This window comes from Galbibacter sp. (assembly GCF_035306585.1).
Lineage (GTDB): Bacteria > Bacteroidota > Bacteroidia > Flavobacteriales > Flavobacteriaceae > Galbibacter.
The window spans coordinates 1-18093 of the sequence record NZ_DATGNU010000046.1; the positions used below are offsets into that span (position 1 = coordinate 1).

Sequence of the window (18093 nt, forward strand, 5' to 3'; positions counted from 1 at the left end):
AGCTCCAATAAAGCCGATCAAACTAATCAGGAGCATAACCATATGGCATCTACCACTTGGACCTGTTCAATGCATCCTCAAATTCGTCAAAATGAACCAGGAGATTGTCCGATATGTGGTATGGAGCTTATTTCGGTTTCAATGGATAATCTCCACGAGGATCCAGCGCTTGTTGTAATGTCAGAATATGCTCAAAAATTGGCAAATGTTCAAACGATGGTAGTTGGGGAAAAAAATGATGCTGGCCAAATTCGTCTTAATGGGAAAGTAGCGGTGGATGAACGTCGCTCCTATGTTCAGTCAAGTCATATCGCTGGAAGAGTAGAACAATTAATGGTCAATTTTACAGGAGAAACCGTATCTAGGGGGCAGGCCTTGGCACGGTTATATTCGCCAGAATTAATGACAGCTCAAAAAGAGCTTTTACAAGCATATTCGATTCGAGCGAGTAATCCAGTATTATTTGAAGCGGCTAAAGAGCGACTTAAGCAATGGAAAATTACCGACAGACAAATTAACAACATTATTGAGCGAGGCCAAGTGAGCGATCAATTTACTATTTATGCCGATGTTGGAGGAGTTGTTACTGAAAAACTTGTGGAGCTAGGGGATTATATTAAGCAAGGTGAGGCGATCTACCAAATTGCAAACCTGGAACAATTATGGGTGCAATTTGATGCTTATGAGAGGAACATCAATTGGATCAAAGAGGGTAGTACCATAAGCTTTACAGTGGGGTCACTTCCAGGGGAAACCTTTGTGGGTAAAGTGGATTTCGTTGATCCCCTTTTAAATGATCAGACGCGGGTATCTTCGGCCAGGGTAGTGGTGGATAATTCAGAGGGTAGATTAAAGCCTGGCATGTTTGCCACTGGAATTTTGGAAATACCTGTGCAAGAAGAAGGGCAGTTAAGTGTACCTAAAAGTGCGGTTTTATGGACAGGAGAGCGCTCTATCGTTTATGTAAAAGAACATGGCGGTTTTAAACTGCGAAATGTTGTTTTAGGAGCAGAACTCGGGGGGGCTTATATGATTGCTCAAGGTCTTAACCCAGCGGAAGAAATTGTGGTCAATGGGACCTTTACGGTTGATGCCGCAGCTCAGCTTGCAGGTAAACCCAGTATGATGACGGCACCGAAAAACCAGGCTTTAGGAGCTACAGAAAGCACGCTTTTTGAACTTCCCAGTGTTGAACATAAAATGGATTTAAACCAGCGGAATCAAATGGCCATTAAACAACTCATAGATACCTATTTAAAGCTAAAGGATGCTCTTGTTGAGGATGATTTCCAGAATGCCAAAGCCTTTACCTCCCAACTATGGGAGGCGGTGGAGAAGGTAAATCTACCTCAAGAAGATGCGAAAACGCAACAGGTATGGGAGGAGGTGGTTTCCCAGTTTGACAAGGCCAAAAAAATGACCTTAGCAAAGGACATTGATGGGCTACGGGCTTATTTTGAATTAGTCTCCGAACTGATGATCTATACCCTTGAATCCTTTGAGTTAAGTATACAAACCATCTATCTACAGCATTGTCCGATGGCAAATAGCGATCAAGGCGCCAATTGGCTTAGCCGTTCTAAGGAGGTTATGAATCCATATTTTGGGAGCCAAATGCGCTATTGTGGTGAAGTGGTAAGAGCGATTAATTAATCACTAATTTTTAATTATAATACGATGAAAAATTTAAATGTTATCAAGGTTGTATCACTGTTAATGATAGGGATTATGATCCTATCAGCCTGTAATTCTGAGCCTAAAGAAAGCAATACGAAGAACCAGGTAGTCAAATCGGAAGAAGCTTCAAGCAAGCCCGAACAAGCCACTGAGAATCAGTCTGGAGAAGTAATCGCACAATACTTGGAACTAAAAGATGCTCTAGTTGCCGATAATCCAGAGGCGACTGCCTTCTTATCCAAGGAACTATTAACTGCTCTTGAAGGCTTTAATCTAAATCATTTTAAAGCAGATGACAAGGTTGGGTTAACTAAAATTATTGAACAGTCTAAGGAGCTAGCAAAACAGCTATTAACAAGTGATATTGCAAGGCAAAGAGCTCAATTTCTTCACCTGAGCAAAAATTTAATTGAATTGGTTGGTTTAACTGGTACCCCTGGGCAGCTTTATCAGCAGTATTGTCCAATGTACAACAATAACCAAGGAGGGGTGTGGTTGAGTGCTCAAAAAGAAATTAAAAATCCTTATTTCGGAGCAAGCATGCTACATTGCGGGGTAATACAGAAGGAGATTAGGGGGTAAGGTTTACTTTCGTAAAGGAGGCTACTGTCTTTTTTATTCCCTTTATTTTGGTAGGTAATTGTGTTGAAATCAGTACCTTTGTAAGGAAGCCTAGGAAAAATTATGGAATCGCAATGGATTCCATATAGCACAGGAGCATAATTGTTTTACCTTTTAAATTTACAACGGTTTTTGTGGTTTAAGAATTAAAAAGAATGGTATGGATACAGGCCTTATTGAAGATCGATTACAAGAGAAAAAAATACGTCCAACGGCAATGCGTCTTTTGGTATACAATATTCTAAAAGAGGCTAAAGGCGCCATTTCCCTTACCGATATCGAGACGGTATTTTTAACCAATAGTTCGTTAGAAATTCCAGTGGATCGAACCACAATTTACCGAACGGTAAAAACGTTTGAAAAAAAAGGGGTAGCACATGCCATCGAGCAAGGCAATGGTGTAATGGCCTATGCACTTTGTCAAAGTAATTGTCAGGAGAACCATCACAGAGATCAGCACTTGCACTTCTATTGTGAACGCTGTAAAAAAACAAGTTGCCTTAGGGACCAGCAAATTCCGAATGTTTCATTACCAAACGGGTATGAAATACATGATTTAAACTTTATCGCCAAAGGAATCTGCGATCAATGTGCCTAGATATAACAACCCCAATACATTCTTGAATTAAGAAAGTATTGGGGTGTCTGTCCTCCCGTATATGAGTATTTAAAATCCTAACAATCTTGATAAGGAGGAGGTTGTTATATTGGTTTTAAATTAGAGGTTTGGAGTTGTTGTTTTCCATGTATTCAAGTTTCATTTGAAACATTTCAGCCATTTTGTGAGCTCTCCAACTTGCTTCTTCGGCAATTTCACCGTCAAATTCAGTTTTTAGCGTTTCATTAAAAAGCAGTAACCACTGCTGAAAGTGTTCTTTTTTAATGGGGAGCTTTGTATGTGGAAGAAATGGTGAACCGTAATAGGTGTGTTCCTCTAGTAGCACGGTTTGCCAGAACTGATACATCTTGTTTAAATGAGTATCCCAATGATCTCCTATAGCCTTTTCGAAGATGGGAGAAAGCAGCGTATCTTTACGAACTTTTCCGTAAAATACATCCACTAATCGCTTTACATCATCGAGGTTTGTAATATCAGATTTACTCATAATTTTATTATCAAAAACAATTATAAAAACGCTACTTCTACAATGATAGTTAAAAAATATTCAAAAGTATAATAAGGAGGTTAACTCCAACGCTTCCTAATAAAATATTATAAGTGATCCTGGGTTTTAAATTGGCTAATACAGCGGTGTTATAACCCATCGCTACACATGTGATAAGAAATAATTCAAACATTTCAATTGGTCCACTTCCATTCATTAGTACAAGCATTGCGGCTACCCCTCCAACACAACTGGAGAGTAATATCCCAAATGAAATATACAGGTAAAAGGACTTCTCGAAAATTTTTAGATATTTGTTATATAGTGTCATTGTATCGAATATTAAGTTGGTGTAAAATTAGGATGCATTTACCTCCTTTTTTATGATTTGAATCATAATGAACAATTCCTTAATAATCGCCTTAACTCAAAAATTAATTATCGATAAATCTTTCTTTTTTTAATCTTTATTTCATTTTTCTTTTCTAAGGATTTGGTTGCTCTGATAATAGTTTCTACGCGTAACCCAGTTAGATCCGCAATCTGCTGTCGGGTTAGATCAACTCTAAAAGAAAATGGTTCTGTTAATTTATAAACATCTTCCTTTAGGTAATCCAGGATACGAAGGATACAATGTTCTGGTTCTTGAGAAGAAATCTCTGAGGCCATTATAGCCTTATAATATAGGCGAGATGCAATGGCAGTGGTTACCTCAAGATGTATTTTAGGATTCTCTAGAAGAAGTTCTATAAATCGTTCCTTTTTAAGACATAGTATTTCAGAATCTTCAGTGGCCAAAGCATTTGCGGGATAGGTGATATCTGAGAAAAGTGGTGGTTCTCCGAAGCTTTGCCCAGCAGCGAAAAAGCTTTGTATAAACTCTTTTCCGTTCTCCCGATAGTTGTTCATTTTAACTTCACCTGAAACGATTTGATAATAAAAATGTGCGCGCTGCTCTTGTTGAAAAATGAATTCATTTTTCCTGTATAGTTTGTTGTGAGCACCGTAGCGTATCAACAATTCCTCTGGTATCATAAACAACTATTTTTTTAAGTGTTCGTTTCTTGCTTTTCTTTCCATAGGTAACAGACATTGATAGATCATTTCATTTACGGGTACCGAAATCCCATACTCTTTCGCCTGCTTGACAATGTAACCATTAAAGGTCTCTAATTCTGAAGGTTTTCCTGCCATTAAATCCCGTTGTGTGGAGGCGGTACTTAAGGCATCTAGCGCATCAATAGTCTGAAAAACCTGTTCAATATCCTTTGCTCGTAAATCCACTTGCTTTGCTTTTGCTACCGTAAGGATTTCTTGGGCGGTACCACGCATGAGATTATTAATATACGAACTTTCACGCAGCTCTCCAATTGGAACTCTACATAAACCACCGATAGCACTAATGGTGGTGATGAATAAAAATTTCTTCCAGAGCTCACGATGAATGTCCTTTGGAATGATACTTTTTATTTCGGCCTGTTTAAATACCGCATCAATCTCTTGTATCCTTTTAGAGTTTGTATTATCGAGCTCTCCAAAAGTCAGGGTTGGATTAAAAGCGAAATGACAAACAACCCCAGGGGATTCGATAAAACTAATAAGATTACAAAAACCACTGAGCACATGTTTTTGGTCAATATACTCCATAAGTTTTGTGGGATTGTCTACACCATTTTGAAGTGGTAACACTAAGGAGTTCTCACTGAGTATAGGCGCTATTTGCTTAGCTGCTTGAGCGAGTTGCCAACTTTTCACTCCCATGATCACCAAATCGGGACTGGGTGCTTGTGTGAGATCGTTGGTTACCAGGTTTGGTGTACAATGGAAATCTCCTAAAATACTTTTTACTTTAAGCCCATTCTCTTCAATGGCTTTTAATTGTTTTCCTCTGGCTATAAAAGTAATATGATGATCTGTAAGAGCTAATTTCCCTCCAAAATAACCACCAATTCCTCCAATACCATATATTAGTATATTCATTCTATATTTAATGTTGAGCCGTAAAGTTAACAAATCATTTAGTTTATAGCATTAGGTTGCCCTGCTAGGTTTATTATTCCAGGACTGGAAAGGCTTTGGATCCGGTAAAAAAAAATCAATGGAAAAAGTAAAATAAAACCTCCGCTGAGCGACTGAAAATAGAGATGTTATAGTTTCAAAAAAAATTAATATATTTAGAAAAACAAATAATTCATATGGGAAAATTTGAAATAAACGTAGACAAGGGAGGCAAGTACAGATTTAACTTAAAAGCTTCTAATGGACAAGTGATTCTGAGTAGTCAAGGATATACTACCAAATCTGCTTGCGAAAATGGTATTGAATCTGTAAAGACGAACTCTCAGAACGATGATTTATTCGAACGTCTAGAAGCAAAAGACGGTAGTCCTTATTTTAATCTAAAAGCATCAAATGGACAGGTAATTGGCAATAGTGAAATGTATTCTTCCAGCAGTGCCATGGAAAATGGAATTGCCTCCGTTAAATCCAATGCACCCAGTGCAGATGTGGTAGATAACTCTTAAAATTTACCTCAAAACGTATTGTGAACGCTATTAATTGGGTTGTGTTATGACACCTCAATTGGATAGCGTTTTCTTTTTTTAGCATATTTGAGTTTTGAAAAACTGCTAATCGTTTCTAGATTAGTGAGATATCCTATTGCGCTTTAGCGGGATAGGTATTGATGAGCCTAATTAGGGAATTGACCTAATCCAAAAGAAGATTTGGATTCATAATGGTTATGCAATAGCGCCAAAAAGTTAAAGCTTTGAAAAATATGGATTAATTTCTTTTTTAAAGAGTGCAAAATGAATTTAAAAGAATAATTTTGCAGAAAAAATATCAGCAGTGATTCAAGATATTATAATTGCAATGTTATGGAGTATTTCGCCTTTTGGAGAGGCGAAGGTTGGTATTCCATATGCTATTTTTAATGAAGTTAATATATACGTCGCTTTTTTGATTTGTTTTGGTGCAAACATCCTAGTGTATCCTTTGATGTTGTTTTTCCTTGATTCCATTAATAAATACTTTTTGAAATGGCGGTTCTACAAAAAATCAGCGCTTTATGTAGCTCGCAAAGCAAAGTTTGGGGCCAAGAAAAATGTGACTAAATACGGGTTTTGGGGGCTGCTTATATTTGTTATGTTGCCTGTACCAGGGACAGGAGTATATGCTGGGACTATCGCAACTTACCTGTTTATGTTGGACAGAAAGCAAGCCTTTATGGCCAACACAATCGGAATTTTTCTTTCTTGTGCCATTGTTTGGGGAATGACCATTGCAACAATTCAAGGACTTGATCAGTAATGGTTACTTTCCGTTGATAGGTTGACTGGATTTTTGATACTAATTTTGAGTTGATTTTCATGAGTTTGGCTTAGAGTCGGTTTGACGAAGCATCGATATTTTAATGAGGTATTCCCATAGTATTTGATATTTAATGCAGTAAAAGATTCTCAGATACTTCACTATATTTGAATAATTATTAAAATTTATATGGAACTCATTATTATCTTTATCTTAACATTACTCAATGGTTTTTTTGCCCTATCAGAAATTGCCCTTGTTTCTGTCAATAAAAGCCGAATTCAGCATAGAGCAGATGAAGGTAATAGGAATGCATTATTGGTGCTTAGACTTCTTGATAACCCTGAAAATTTTCTTTCTTCTGTGCAGGTGGGGATTACCTTAATTGGGATTGTAGCTGGTGCTTACGGAGGGGCTACGCTCACAGATGATATGGTTGAATTTTTATCACAATTCTCCTTTTTGAGTGGTGCAGTGGAGTCCATCTCTATGATTGTGGTTATAGGCTCAATCACTTATTTTACTATTGTCCTAGGTGAGTTGGTTCCAAAAACCATTGCTATGAACAGTCCAGAAAACATTGCTCTTTTTTGCGTGCCAATTGTGAATATTTTTACTAAGATAACCTATCCTTTTGTCAAGTTATTATCCCTATCCACCAAGCTTATTCTACGTATTCTTAGAATTAAGGAAAATGATTCGGAAAGAGTAAGTGAAGATGAACTTCGATTTATCCTAAAAGTAGCTGGAAAGCAAGGTGTATTGGAAACAGAGGAAAGTCAAGCGATGCAGAATCTGATTTCATTTACCGACCAGACCGCCAAATCCCTTATGACCCACAGTTTTGAAGTCGAATGGATTGATTACCATTCTACCAAGGAAGAAATTTTTGATAAAATTAAGGAAAGTGCGCACTCTAGGTTTTTAGTAGGAGAGGGTAGTTTAGATGTTTTAAAGGGTGTTGTATATGTAAAGGACTTATTGGATAGTTACACCGATCCAGACTTTGCACTAGATAAAATTTTGACACCTCCTATTTTTATTATTCAAAACACCCCAGCATTTAAAATTTTAAATCAATTCAAGGTTGAAAAACAATACCTTGGTGTTGTAGTTGATGAATTTGGTAGTGTTCGTGGTATTATTACCCTTCATGATCTTATTGAGGCGGTGATGGGGGATTTACCTGATGAGGATGAGCACGAAGAAGAAAAACACATCACCAAGCGTAAAAGTGGTGATTACTTTCTTAGCGGAAGAACTCCAATTTGGGAGCTCAATCAATATTTTTCTCAAAAGGTGATTGAGGACAATACTGGAAGGTATTCTACTATTTCAGGTTTCCTTATAGATCAATTGAAAGCAATGCCACACTCAGGCGATATCGTTGAAACCAGCTCGTATTCATTTGAAATCATCGATATGGATGGTGTTCGGATTGATAAGGTTTTAATGAGCTTAAAATCGGATTCTTCTAAGTCCTTTCTTGAATAAAATTGTTGATGAATATATTTTTGATCAAGGTAGATCATTGGAAATATTTATCACTTTTTATGCCTATTCTAGTCAAAAAATCCTATTTTTAAAGCTATTTCATACCCCTATTGGTTGTTGAACTTGTGTGATATAATGTATCAGTTTACATAAAATTGTTGGGTTTTTTCTAATAAAAAAGATCCATAATTGTACGGCTAGCATCTTATGGTAGGTGTATCAATGGCATGGATTACTATACCCTATTGATATGAACTGTTTTAGCTAAAAAATAGAGTTGATCATAGGAAAAACTAAAATAGTATGCATCCATATTATATGTTAAAAAAAGTGATGTATCTCCATTTAGTTTGAATACTTTATTGGTATTTTTGGCGTAAATTTGAAAACGCAAATTTTCGGAGTAATTGTGATTCTAATGTTAGATAGAAGGGATGTTACTTATTGTAAATAGGCAAGATACTATGATTTAGAGTAGCGTCTAAACTAGTAGTATCTAGGACCCACAGATAAGATGAAGTTTAATCTCGATTTAGGGTTTGCAGAATTTTTTATAGATTTTAAAATTTGATTATATGGGAATATCGGTTGAGCTTGTTTTATTTGGAATTTCAATTCTTTTCTTCTTGAGTATTTTAGCTGGTAAGGCTGGATATAAGTTTGGAGTTCCTGCTTTACTTTTATTTTTGGGTGTGGGAATGCTTTTTGGTAGAGATGGCTTTGGTATAGAATTCGACAACATAGAACTTGCTCAAACTATTGGTACAGTTGCCCTGTGTATTATTTTATTTTCTGGGGGAATGGATACTAAAATTGATGATATAAAACCCATAGCAAAACAAGGAGTGACATTGGCTACAGTGGGTGTTTTATTAACGGCTATTTTTACTGGTTTAGCCATTTGGTATGTCCTTGGATTGACCATGCCTGCCGCTGGGATTGGTCTTTTGGCGTCCCTGTTACTGGGCTCCGTAATGTCCTCGACGGATTCCGCATCCGTATTCTCTATTTTAAGATCAAAAGGATTGCACTTAAAGAACAACCTCCGCCCAATGCTAGAGCTAGAGAGCGGAAGTAACGACCCGATGGCTTATGTGTTAACCATAACTTTAATAGGCATTGTGGGAATGGATTCGGAACCAAATTACTTGTTTGCCTTTGGTAATCTTATTGTACAACTAGCCGTGGGATGCATCGCAGGGTACTACCTTGGAAAACTTGCTGTATTTGCCATTAATAAAATGGATATTGATAACAAATCGTTGTATCCTATTATGGTCTTTACGTTTTGTATTTTTATATTCTCATTTACTTATTTTGTAAAAGGAAATGGTTTTTTAGCCGTATATATAGGTGGACTTGTCCTTGGGAACTCTCGATTTGTTCACAAACGTTCCGCACTTAATTTCTTTGATGGTATGGCTTGGATGAGTCAACTGCTATTGTTCTTAACGCTTGGGTTGTTAATTAATCCCTCAGAATTACTCCAAATTATCGTTCCAGGTCTTATTATAAGTTTAGTTATGATCCTATTGACAAGACCCCTGAGTGTATTTATAAGTTTATTACCCTTTACAAAGATGTCTTTAAAGGATAAAACATTTATTTCCTGGGTAGGTTTGCGTGGCGCTGTTCCAATTATATTTGCTATCATGGTATTGGCTGCTGATGTTCCTAACGCTAGATTGATGTTCAATATCGTTTTCTTCTGTACCTTAGTTTCGTTAATTATACAAGGGACCACACTTTCACCTATGGCAAAATGGTTAGGTCTTGTAGAAGAACCGTCGAGAATAAAGGCTTTGAAAAATTTCGATGTGGAGTTTTCAGATGAAATTAAGTCAATTACTTCTGAGTTAAAGGTGACAAAAGTTGCTTTAGAGAATGGTAACCATTTAATGGATCTACGTTTGCCAGAGAAAACCATCGTAGTAATGGTCAAAAGGGGATCGCTGTTCTTCGTTCCCAATGGTAAGACTCAACTAATGGAAAATGATAAGCTTTTGGTAATTACAGACGATTATCAGGCGCTAAGTGAGACTTATGAGCGATTGGGAATGGTGTAATGGGAACCACATTATAATTTTTCACATCTTTTAGTAAAGCCCTTTAATTAATTATTCTTTTCTAAGTTGTTCAATTTAGTATATAGCCCCTTTAGATTTCAAATTTATGAATCATACTAGGGTGACTTCGTATTGCGTTAACTTTTTTCATTTTCAAAGCCATTTCTATTAATTACTTAGGTTAATTTAGAGGCGGACCTCAGCGGAGGTTCAGTAACCAATCTAAGCGATATGATTCTCAACAAAGAAGAAACAATTACGCTAAAGGAATATGGGAGGGGAGTTATCGGGGGGCTTTTATTCAGCCTCCCTTTATATTATACCATGGAATTATGGTGGGTTGGAATTACGGCTTCTAATGAAAAATTGCTAGTTTTTATAGTATTTACCTTTGTTATGCTACTTGGTTACAACAAATATACAGGGTTGAGGCCAGATAGTAGCTTTAAGGATATCGCGAAAGAGTCTGCTGAAGAAATAGGGATCGCTTTGATAGTCACCATCTTATTTTCAAGACTAGTTAACAAGATAAATTTTCAAATGTCCATGGATGAAATTATGGGTAAAGTAATTGTAGAATCTATGATAGGTGCCATTGGAATTTCGGTAGGTACAGCGCAGTTAGGCCAAGATAAGCAGCGCGATGAGGAACAATCGGATTGGCAAGTAAAAGAAAATAAAAAAGAAAAGAAAAACCAGCCAAAGAATCCTTCAACCCTGCAATTATGGATACTTTCACTATGTGGAGCTATTCTTTTCTCTGCACCAGTTGTTGCGACAGAGGAAATTTTAATCATTGCCATTACCAGTAAAAATTTTCATCTACTACTGATGGTGCTTTTGAACCTATCATTGAGTGTTGTTATTTTTTATTTCATTGATTTTAAAAATACTCAAACTTTCAAAAAGGGTGTTAGGGAAGTATTATTACATCTGGTGATCGCCTGTTTAGCTGCCCTTTTTGTCGCGTTGTTATTGTTATATTTCTTTGAATTTGGCAAATGTGGTCAGTGTAATTTCGATATACTCCTAGCTAAAACCATAGTACTTTCAATACCAGCTACCATTGGAGCTAGCGCAGGAAGACTTTTAATTAAGTAATCTTAAGATGGATGAAAATCATAAAAAAAGGAATCTTGTCAAGGCTGTAACAGTCCTATTGGGAGTAATCGCTATACTGGGTCTAATGGGGTATCTCATTTATAATATGTTCAACCTCAGTAGTGCTCCGCCAAACATTAAGGTAAGTACCTCCTATGATTCGACCACTAAAATGCATAGAGTAGTGGTCGAAAACACTGGGGATACCACAGCACAACAAGTGGTGGTCAGGTGCCAGATAATAAGAGGTAAAAAAGTAATTGATACCATTACCATCACTATGGAATATCTTCCATCCAAGTCAAAAAAAGTGCTACGGTTGCTGCTTTGCCCAATGAGGGTCTTTCCGTTAATATCCAGATTATTTCGATCCATTATCAAACCCCATAGTTTATCTCAAACCCAAGTGCTGTTATAAGTTATATTCAAGGATTTAAATAGATCTCGAGGTGGTTATTAGCTCTTTTGATGACAAAATTAACCTTATACCTTCGAAGGATCAATTTTATAGGTTTGTTAAGATTCTTTTTCTAGTGGTTTTAGTAACTTTTGATAAACTATTGATTTTAAATGTTTTAATTATGGATATTGACACCTACAATAAAAAAAGAGATTTTACTAAAACAAAGGAACCAAAGGGGAGTAAAGCTGATAGCTCTCAAAATGGGCAACGTTTTGTCATACAAAAACATCAAGCGACAAACTTGCATTTCGATTTTAGGCTGGAGGTTGAAGGTGTCTTAAAGTCATGGTCTATTCCAAAAGGTCCCAGTACCGACCCAAATGAAAAACGGATGGCTATCCCAACAGAGGATCATCCATTGGCATACGCTGAATTTGAAGGAACTATTCCTGAGGACCAGTACGGAGGCGGCACTGTGATGATCTGGGATAAAGGAACCTACAGAGATATCTCTGATGACAATAATTCCCTTGCAACGGCCTATAAAAATGGCGTTATGGAAATCTTACTAAATGGTAATAAAATTCAAGGAGGGTATTCTCTTGTGAAAATGAATTCTGGAAGCCAAAAAGGGAACTGGTTGATGATCAAAAAGGATGATATGCACGCTGACGGTCGTAAAAACCCCGTAAGTACCCAAAATAAAAGCGTTGTAAGTGGTAGGACGCTCCAAGGAATAGAAAAAGAGCAATAAAGATGAAAATACACGGTGTAGCGATTACTAATCCTGAAAAAATTCTATTTCCAGCATCTAATGCTTCTAAGCTGGATGTTATTAACTATTATAAAAATTTTGCTGGTCAAATAATGCCTTTCTTGAAAGGACGACCATTGACCCTGCGCCGGTTTCCTGACGGGATTGACCAAAACGGTTTTTTTCAAAAAAATGCATCAGATTATTTCCCAGATTTTATCAAAACGATAGCGATAGAAACCGAAGGTGGAAAAAATACAACGGTAGTCTGTAACAACATAAAAACTTTGCTTTACCTTGCCAATCAAGCTACCATTGAATTCCATATATGGTTATCGAGGATCGATAAACTAAATAAACCAGATAAGGTAGTGTTTGATTTAGACCCTGCAGTTGGATCCTTTGAATCACTTAAAAAAGCAGCAGAGGTTATTCGGGAATTTTTAGGGGAACAAGGAATCCGTTGCAAATTAACCACAAGCGGTAAAAATGGACTTCATTTATGGTATACCAAACGTAGAACCCAAACCTTCGATCAATCAAGGGAAGAAGTAAAGGGCTTTGCAATAGATTTGGCTTCTCGTTATCCAGAGCTTCTAACCATTGCAATGAGAAAAGAAGATAGGGATGGCAAAATATTTATCGATTACCCTAGAAATTCTTACGGTCAAACCGTGATATGTCCCTTCTCCCTACGAGCAACACCCAAAGCGAGTATTGCCACTCCCATATCGTGGAAGGAATTGTCAAACATTGAAAGTGCTCAAGAATTTAATTTAGGAAATATATCCAAATGGAGAAATCACTAAAGTGCTTTCGCGCGTGTTGTAGTTAAGTAATTTGCGGAATGAGTTAAAGGTTGGTCCTGATATAGAATACATTTGAGCAGGTGAGAGCTTAAAATTTCAACAAGTATTAACGTACTTAAAAAAAGTATATTATGAATTCTATTAATCTTCCAAGAAATAAAGTAACAAGAGCCATTAAAGAATTTATTGTTGAAGGAGATCATCCATGCTTAATGGCGCAGTCTGTGATTGAAGAAAATGCGGTGGATACTATTGTACTTCAGGGCAGCTCTTTTAACGAAATCAAAAAATTGTATACTTTTATTGAAAATTCAGTGTTGACCAAAAATCCCAATTCCAATGTCTTTACCTCTTTGATTGCTGTATTTCCGGATCTTGTAATGGAGGATGTTGAAGAATTTGAATTATTTCTTTGGGAAGTGCTTTACAAGCTCAATGCAATGGATGCTTATGATTGGGATCCATCCGTAAGTGAAAAATTACATGATAATAATTATAGTTTTAGTATTGCTGGTGCTGCGTTTTATATTGTGGGAATGTTTCCAAATAGTCCCAGGAAGGCTAGACGAATGCCATTTGTTTCACTGGTATTTAACTACCATAGCCAATTTGAAAAATTGCGAAAAATGGGAGCCTTTGATCATGTAAAAAAGCGTATAAGACAAAGAGATAAAAGACTACAAGGTTCGATCAATCCGATGCTCAAAGATTTTGGAAAAGAGAGTGAAGCCATGCAATACAGTGGAAGAATAGTTGATAAACGATGGAAATGTCCATATTTTGAAAAACCCGTGAAATGACCAATCATTTACCGCCTCGTACCGGGGTCTCTTTTAATTTAAAAAAGGATCAACGTCTTTTGGTTCATAATCCAGAAGGAGAACAAGTTTCTGATATGATATTGATAAACGCCCATGACACGGATGAAAAATTATCCTCGGGTAAAACCTTTGATTATGAAGAAACTATTTTAATTACCAAAGGAAATTATATCTGGAGCAATCGAAGCAATAAAATGGTCTTTATAGTGGAGGACACCTGTGGCAGGAATGATTTCTTATTAGCACCTTGTGATGCCAAAACATTTGCTCATTTTTACGATTCTCATGATCCTTCGCCAAGTTGTTTGGGAAATCTTAGTTACGCCTTGCAAAAGTACGGCATTAAAAAGGATGTTATCCCAACAGCATTCAATCTATTTATGAATGTCGACATAGGTAAGGATGGTTCCATAAGGGTACTACCACCAAAGGCTAAAGCAGGAGACTATATAGAATTTAAAGCAGAAATGGATTTAATTGTCGCATTAACCGCCTGTTCTGCTAAAGATAGTAATGGTGGAAGCTTTAAATCCATTACCTACGAGGTGAGGTCATAATTTGCCAGTGCAGAGAAGGATAGGAAGTAGTTAGTTTAGTTAATTTTTAGAGGTTTATTCTTCCCATGGTCTCATTGTCATTGTCATTTGAAGAATCGGAACTAAATAAATTTTTTAAAAATTCTACAAATTTATTCTGTTTTTTATCCCAGTAAAAAGAGGAGGATGGCTCGACTTTGATTCCAATTAATTTGACATCGTGTACGCCATCGAACCACTGGTCTTCACTGGCGGTGTAAAGTTCTTCCAAAAGCGTTCTATTGGTGTAAATTATGGCATGGCCATAGATACTTAAAAATTGCATTTCATCTGGATGACTAAATACTAATTGCACTCTTTTGTCAGACATTATATTACTGTAATGATCACTCTCAACTGAACTTAAGAACCAAATACCCCCATCGTTATCCACCGTTTTAACTTCCATTGGATTCGCGCCTAAGGGTAGACTTGTTAAGTTCGAAAGCATAACTCCCACTGGTACGTTCGCTACAATTTCTCTGAGCTTGTCAATAGATTCTTCTCTTGTTAAATACGTTGTTTTCATAATTTTTCGATTTATTGTTCAGTCAAAGCTATTGCTTTTATTAGCTTTTTAATGATTCAAATAGCGAAAATATTGACGCTTTTAAAGGCATTTCAAATTAATTTCTCTACCGATGCATCTTAGGTGGAAATACCGCTGACTTGATGAAATACGATCACAATTTTTGGATTAGAGCTAAGGAAGGATGAGCCGTTTTTGTAGCTTATAAAAGAGGTTTGTAATTTAAAAAAAGCTAATTATGAAAATTTTAGTGACCAATGATGACGGTATTTATAGTCCTGGATTGGCTTGTTTGGCAAGAGTAGCCTCTTCCTTTGGGAAGGTTGTTGTTATGGCTCCAGATGTTGAACAATCTTCAATGGGCCATGCCATTACAGCCAATAGGCCAATTTCATATAAAACTTCTCCAATAGTTTTTCAAGACATAGAGGCCTATAGGGTAAACGGCACCCCGGCTGATTGTGTAGCTATGGGGATACATTTGTTTAAAGATTTTGACCTTGTATTATCTGGGATTAATATGGGGGCCAATTTAGGCAATTCGGCATGGCACTCTGGAACATTATCTGCTGCCAGACAAGCAGTGCTATTTAATCAAAGAGGAATTGCATTGAGTGTTTCTCTCAGTAGTAAAGAAGTCGATTTTGCGCACCTAGAGGCCTATGTTCATAAAACATTATCAAATGTGATTCACCTAGAAAAGCCCGATCTACTAAATATAAATTTCCCGTTTGCACCAGATGGGGAGATTATCTGGACCAAACAAGCCGTTCTTCACTATGATGGAAAGGTGATCGCCAGTAAAGACCCAATGGGGAGAAATCACTATTGGTTTACTGTTTCACCTATTGAAGCGGAAGAAAAAGGTTCAGACCGCTGGGCAGTAAAACAGGGAAAAATTAGCATTACTCCTATGCTCTTAGATTTGACAGATAATCGATTTTTAGATAATGAAGAGCGTATCCATTAAGCTTAATTGAAGTAGTTTAGAGGTGTTTATATGTTATAAAATTGCTGTTTGACTTTTTTTAAGGTATGAATATTCGCAATAGGATTAAAAACACTGCAGGGTTGTTTCTATTTTCACATTTAAACCCAATAAAAGCAATATGGATGAGAACGATCAGTGAATTATATGAATATCACCTGCACTATATCTACAGTGCAGAGATACAATTGGTAGAAGGGCTCTCGATTATGGCCAGTAAAGCCACAAACCGACTCTTAAATGAAGTTTTAGAGATACAACTCGAAAAAACCAAGGATAATAAACAAGCCCTTTCTAAATTAGTTCAAGGGTACTTAGAGAATAATAGGGAAGTTACCTGTTTGATGGTACAAGCTTATTTGCGAGAAACCCAAGAATTCATCAAGGGAGCGACCCAGGAAGAGGTACTCAATGTTGGACTGATGGTCGAGACACAACGGTTGGTCCATTTTAAAATTTCAATTTATAGCGCCGCTTTGTATTATACCAATATATTGAACTATCAAGAAGATACTAGAGTACTTAGTGAGATTCTAGACGGAGAGCACCAAAATCTTATTACTGTTGCAAGTTTAGAAAAGGATCAGATTTATTAAATTTTTAAAAAAGGCACTTATATTAAATGATTCGAGCGGAATTAATCTATTTATGGAGCCCTGGCATGTCTACTGGATTAAAATTCTCTTAAAATCGTATAAGTTCCTGTAATTGTGATAATTAATTTGTAACTTGAAAAGCACAGGTCAATTTTGACCTTTAAATTCCCTCCAAAATCTACTATTAATTTAACTTATTTAAGATGAAGACAATTAGATTGTTAGATCATAGTATGGATAGTATATTTAGGCAACTCACCTCCCAATTGGAAGGGGAACTTACGCAAGAAGGTGGAGGCTATAACTTAAAAATCCGAGATTTTGATACACAGGGAATTTTTACAGGAAGCGAGTTTTCAGATTCAATTTCTTTTATACGGTGCCAGATTTCGGTAAAGGAGCGCTTTGCTATGGTTTTACAACCAGTACAATCTTCCACATCACTCTATTTTATATATTGTAATAGGGGAAAAATAACTCATGAAATTCGAGATAGAGGTTTATATCGTCCTATATATGAGAATCAATCCGTGGTTATTAGCCCTGGTTTATCGAATATCAGACTTCATTTTCTGGAAGATTACACACAAGAAATTTTATTTATCAAAATGGATCCTGTCCATTATTTAAAAAACAAATCGATCAATTCTGAATTCAACGATTGTTTAACGGCTATCTACAAAAAGCTTAATAAACGTGATGGAAATGCTCATTATGGAAGTTTAAATTTATATGTGTGTGATCATTTTAAAGAACTGAACGAATTAAAACACGAGGGGTTATTAAGAGAGGTTTTCCTAGAAGGACAAGTAAAACTCATATTAGCAAAACTGCTAAAGCAATGCGATAATGAATTATTTCAGAGTACTAAACCATATGATCTTAATAGTTCAGATTTGAGAAAAGTTAAACAGATTTCAGATTATATCGACCAGAATTACGCCCTTCCTCATACGGTAAAGGACTTAACCGAGAAATTTAAAATCTCACCTTCCAAGCTTCAAAAAGGATTCAAAATTTTATTTAATCGTACGGTATCAAATTACATTAAGAACTTGAGAGTAGAAATAGCCGAAGAGATGATAAAAAGTAGGGAGTGTACGATCTCAGAAATTGTATATGAAATAGGATTTACCTCCCGTAGTTATTTCTCCAAGATCTTCAAGGATAAGTATCATTGTAGTCCTAAGGATTATCAAGACTTAATTAGGTCAAAAAGACAATGTGTTTGATAACTAATT

The 18093-nt window shown here is 36.4% G+C and carries 21 protein-coding genes; 16 read left to right on the top strand and 5 right to left on the bottom strand.

The window, feature by feature from the left end; genetic code table 11:
• From VKY50_RS05070 to VKY50_RS05080, 3 genes are all read left to right on the top strand, one after another.
• Positions 1-1653: efflux RND transporter periplasmic adaptor subunit (locus VKY50_RS05070; protein WP_324299516.1), on the top strand; the 1653-nt coding region annotated here is incomplete at its 5' end.
• Positions 1654-1677: 24 nt separating this feature from the next.
• The gene (locus tag VKY50_RS05075; RefSeq protein ID WP_324299518.1) at positions 1678-2259 is read left to right on the top strand and encodes a DUF3347 domain-containing protein; all 582 of its coding nucleotides are present in this window, start codon (positions 1678-1680) and stop codon (positions 2257-2259) included.
• 199 nt (positions 2260-2458) lie between these two features.
• Entirely contained in the window at positions 2459-2896 is a 438-nt protein-coding gene (locus VKY50_RS05080; protein WP_324299520.1) for a Fur family transcriptional regulator, read from the top strand.
• A 115-nt stretch (positions 2897-3011) separates the two neighbouring features.
• Here VKY50_RS05080 and VKY50_RS05085 read toward each other — a convergent pair whose 3' ends face one another.
• From VKY50_RS05085 to VKY50_RS05100, 4 genes are all read right to left on the bottom strand, one after another.
• Positions 3012-3404, bottom strand: coding sequence for a group III truncated hemoglobin (locus VKY50_RS05085; RefSeq protein ID WP_324299522.1), 393 nt, complete (start codon positions 3402-3404; stop codon positions 3012-3014).
• A 49-nt stretch (positions 3405-3453) separates the two neighbouring features.
• On the bottom strand, positions 3454-3735 hold the full coding sequence (locus VKY50_RS05090) for a hypothetical protein (protein ID WP_324299524.1): 282 nt from the start codon (positions 3733-3735) through the stop codon (positions 3454-3456).
• A gap of 107 nt (positions 3736-3842) precedes the next feature.
• The gene (locus VKY50_RS05095; RefSeq protein ID WP_324299526.1) at positions 3843-4439 is read right to left on the bottom strand and encodes a Crp/Fnr family transcriptional regulator; all 597 of its coding nucleotides are present in this window, start codon (positions 4437-4439) and stop codon (positions 3843-3845) included.
• Between the two features lie 6 nt (positions 4440-4445).
• Positions 4446-5384, bottom strand: coding sequence for a ketopantoate reductase family protein (locus tag VKY50_RS05100; protein WP_324299528.1), 939 nt, complete (start codon positions 5382-5384; stop codon positions 4446-4448).
• A gap of 215 nt (positions 5385-5599) precedes the next feature.
• Here VKY50_RS05100 and VKY50_RS05105 point away from each other — a divergent pair, with 215 nt between their 5' ends.
• The 10 genes from VKY50_RS05105 to VKY50_RS05150 all read left to right on the top strand — a co-directional run bounded on the left by VKY50_RS05105 (position 5600) and on the right by VKY50_RS05150 (position 14721).
• Positions 5600-5929 carry a YegP family protein gene (locus tag VKY50_RS05105; protein ID WP_324299530.1) on the top strand — a complete coding sequence of 110 codons (330 nt, stop codon included), beginning with the start codon at positions 5600-5602 and terminating at the stop codon, positions 5927-5929.
• A gap of 325 nt (positions 5930-6254) precedes the next feature.
• Positions 6255-6716 carry a COG2426 family protein gene (locus tag VKY50_RS05110; protein WP_324299531.1) on the top strand — a complete coding sequence of 154 codons (462 nt, stop codon included), beginning with the start codon at positions 6255-6257 and terminating at the stop codon, positions 6714-6716.
• Between the two features lie 189 nt (positions 6717-6905).
• The gene (locus VKY50_RS05115; RefSeq protein ID WP_324299533.1) at positions 6906-8210 is read left to right on the top strand and encodes a hemolysin family protein; all 1305 of its coding nucleotides are present in this window, start codon (positions 6906-6908) and stop codon (positions 8208-8210) included.
• Between the two features lie 575 nt (positions 8211-8785).
• On the top strand, positions 8786-10276 hold the full coding sequence (locus tag VKY50_RS05120) for a potassium/proton antiporter (protein ID WP_324299535.1): 1491 nt from the start codon (positions 8786-8788) through the stop codon (positions 10274-10276).
• 231 nt (positions 10277-10507) lie between these two features.
• On the top strand, positions 10508-11377 hold the full coding sequence (locus VKY50_RS05125) for a DUF2391 family protein (RefSeq protein ID WP_324299537.1): 870 nt from the start codon (positions 10508-10510) through the stop codon (positions 11375-11377).
• A 7-nt stretch (positions 11378-11384) separates the two neighbouring features.
• Positions 11385-11795: a hypothetical protein gene (locus tag VKY50_RS05130; protein WP_324299539.1), complete on the top strand. Its 411-nt coding sequence runs from the start codon at positions 11385-11387 to the stop codon at positions 11793-11795.
• 163 nt (positions 11796-11958) lie between these two features.
• Positions 11959-12534: a DNA polymerase ligase N-terminal domain-containing protein gene (locus VKY50_RS05135; RefSeq protein WP_324299541.1), complete on the top strand. Its 576-nt coding sequence runs from the start codon at positions 11959-11961 to the stop codon at positions 12532-12534.
• A gap of 2 nt (positions 12535-12536) precedes the next feature.
• Entirely contained in the window at positions 12537-13343 is an 807-nt protein-coding gene (ligD, locus tag VKY50_RS05140; RefSeq protein WP_324299543.1) for a non-homologous end-joining DNA ligase, read from the top strand.
• 131 nt (positions 13344-13474) lie between these two features.
• Complete coding sequence (gene gntA, locus VKY50_RS05145) at positions 13475-14143, top strand: guanitoxin biosynthesis heme-dependent pre-guanitoxin N-hydroxylase GntA (protein ID WP_324299545.1); 669 nt, start codon at positions 13475-13477, stop codon at positions 14141-14143.
• Positions 14140-14721 carry an urea carboxylase-associated family protein gene (locus tag VKY50_RS05150; protein WP_324299547.1) on the top strand — a complete coding sequence of 194 codons (582 nt, stop codon included), beginning with the start codon at positions 14140-14142 and terminating at the stop codon, positions 14719-14721. The genes gntA and VKY50_RS05150 overlap by 4 nt, the downstream gene beginning before the upstream one ends.
• 46 nt (positions 14722-14767) lie before the next feature.
• Here the strand turns inward: VKY50_RS05150 and VKY50_RS05155 are convergent, their stop codons facing one another.
• Positions 14768-15268 carry a pyridoxamine 5'-phosphate oxidase family protein gene (locus tag VKY50_RS05155; protein WP_324299549.1) on the bottom strand — a complete coding sequence of 167 codons (501 nt, stop codon included), beginning with the start codon at positions 15266-15268 and terminating at the stop codon, positions 14768-14770.
• 238 nt (positions 15269-15506) lie between these two features.
• Here VKY50_RS05155 and surE point away from each other — a divergent pair, with 238 nt between their 5' ends.
• The 3 genes from surE (at position 15507) to VKY50_RS05170 (ending at position 18084) form a co-directional block, all read left to right on the top strand.
• Positions 15507-16238, top strand: coding sequence for a 5'/3'-nucleotidase SurE (gene surE, locus VKY50_RS05160; protein WP_324299551.1), 732 nt, complete (start codon positions 15507-15509; stop codon positions 16236-16238).
• A gap of 143 nt (positions 16239-16381) precedes the next feature.
• The gene (locus tag VKY50_RS05165) at positions 16382-16852 is read left to right on the top strand and encodes a DUF892 family protein (RefSeq protein ID WP_324299553.1); all 471 of its coding nucleotides are present in this window, start codon (positions 16382-16384) and stop codon (positions 16850-16852) included.
• Between the two features lie 203 nt (positions 16853-17055).
• Positions 17056-18084, top strand: a complete 1029-nt coding sequence (locus VKY50_RS05170) for a helix-turn-helix domain-containing protein (protein WP_324299555.1) — start codon at positions 17056-17058, stop codon at positions 18082-18084.
• Positions 18085-18093 lie beyond the last annotated feature (9 nt).

What these genes read in the sequence shown, in the direction of transcription:
- VKY50_RS05075 (WP_324299518.1), top strand. Translation starts at nt 1,678, where the DNA reads ATGAAAAATTTAAATGTTATCAAGGTTGTATCACTGTTAATGATAGGG.
- VKY50_RS05080 (WP_324299520.1), top strand. Translation starts at nt 2,459, where the DNA reads ATGGATACAGGCCTTATTGAAGATCGATTACAAGAGAAAAAAATACGT.
- VKY50_RS05085 (WP_324299522.1), bottom strand. Translation starts at nt 3,404, where the DNA reads ATGAGTAAATCTGATATTACAAACCTCGATGATGTAAAGCGATTAGTG.
- VKY50_RS05090 (WP_324299524.1), bottom strand. Translation starts at nt 3,735, where the DNA reads ATGACACTATATAACAAATATCTAAAAATTTTCGAGAAGTCCTTTTAC.
- VKY50_RS05095 (WP_324299526.1), bottom strand. Translation starts at nt 4,439, where the DNA reads ATGATACCAGAGGAATTGTTGATACGCTACGGTGCTCACAACAAACTA.
- VKY50_RS05100 (WP_324299528.1), bottom strand. Translation starts at nt 5,384, where the DNA reads ATGAATATACTAATATATGGTATTGGAGGAATTGGTGGTTATTTTGGA.
- VKY50_RS05105 (WP_324299530.1), top strand. Translation starts at nt 5,600, where the DNA reads ATGGGAAAATTTGAAATAAACGTAGACAAGGGAGGCAAGTACAGATTT.
- VKY50_RS05115 (WP_324299533.1), top strand. Translation starts at nt 6,906, where the DNA reads ATGGAACTCATTATTATCTTTATCTTAACATTACTCAATGGTTTTTTT.
- VKY50_RS05120 (WP_324299535.1), top strand. Translation starts at nt 8,786, where the DNA reads ATGGGAATATCGGTTGAGCTTGTTTTATTTGGAATTTCAATTCTTTTC.
- VKY50_RS05125 (WP_324299537.1), top strand. Translation starts at nt 10,508, where the DNA reads ATGATTCTCAACAAAGAAGAAACAATTACGCTAAAGGAATATGGGAGG.
- VKY50_RS05130 (WP_324299539.1), top strand. Translation starts at nt 11,385, where the DNA reads ATGGATGAAAATCATAAAAAAAGGAATCTTGTCAAGGCTGTAACAGTC.
- VKY50_RS05135 (WP_324299541.1), top strand. Translation starts at nt 11,959, where the DNA reads ATGGATATTGACACCTACAATAAAAAAAGAGATTTTACTAAAACAAAG.
- ligD (WP_324299543.1), top strand. Translation starts at nt 12,537, where the DNA reads ATGAAAATACACGGTGTAGCGATTACTAATCCTGAAAAAATTCTATTT.
- gntA (WP_324299545.1), top strand. Translation starts at nt 13,475, where the DNA reads ATGAATTCTATTAATCTTCCAAGAAATAAAGTAACAAGAGCCATTAAA.
- VKY50_RS05150 (WP_324299547.1), top strand. Translation starts at nt 14,140, where the DNA reads ATGACCAATCATTTACCGCCTCGTACCGGGGTCTCTTTTAATTTAAAA.
- VKY50_RS05155 (WP_324299549.1), bottom strand. Translation starts at nt 15,268, where the DNA reads ATGAAAACAACGTATTTAACAAGAGAAGAATCTATTGACAAGCTCAGA.
- surE (WP_324299551.1), top strand. Translation starts at nt 15,507, where the DNA reads ATGAAAATTTTAGTGACCAATGATGACGGTATTTATAGTCCTGGATTG.
- VKY50_RS05165 (WP_324299553.1), top strand. Translation starts at nt 16,382, where the DNA reads ATGAGAACGATCAGTGAATTATATGAATATCACCTGCACTATATCTAC.
- VKY50_RS05170 (WP_324299555.1), top strand. Translation starts at nt 17,056, where the DNA reads ATGAAGACAATTAGATTGTTAGATCATAGTATGGATAGTATATTTAGG.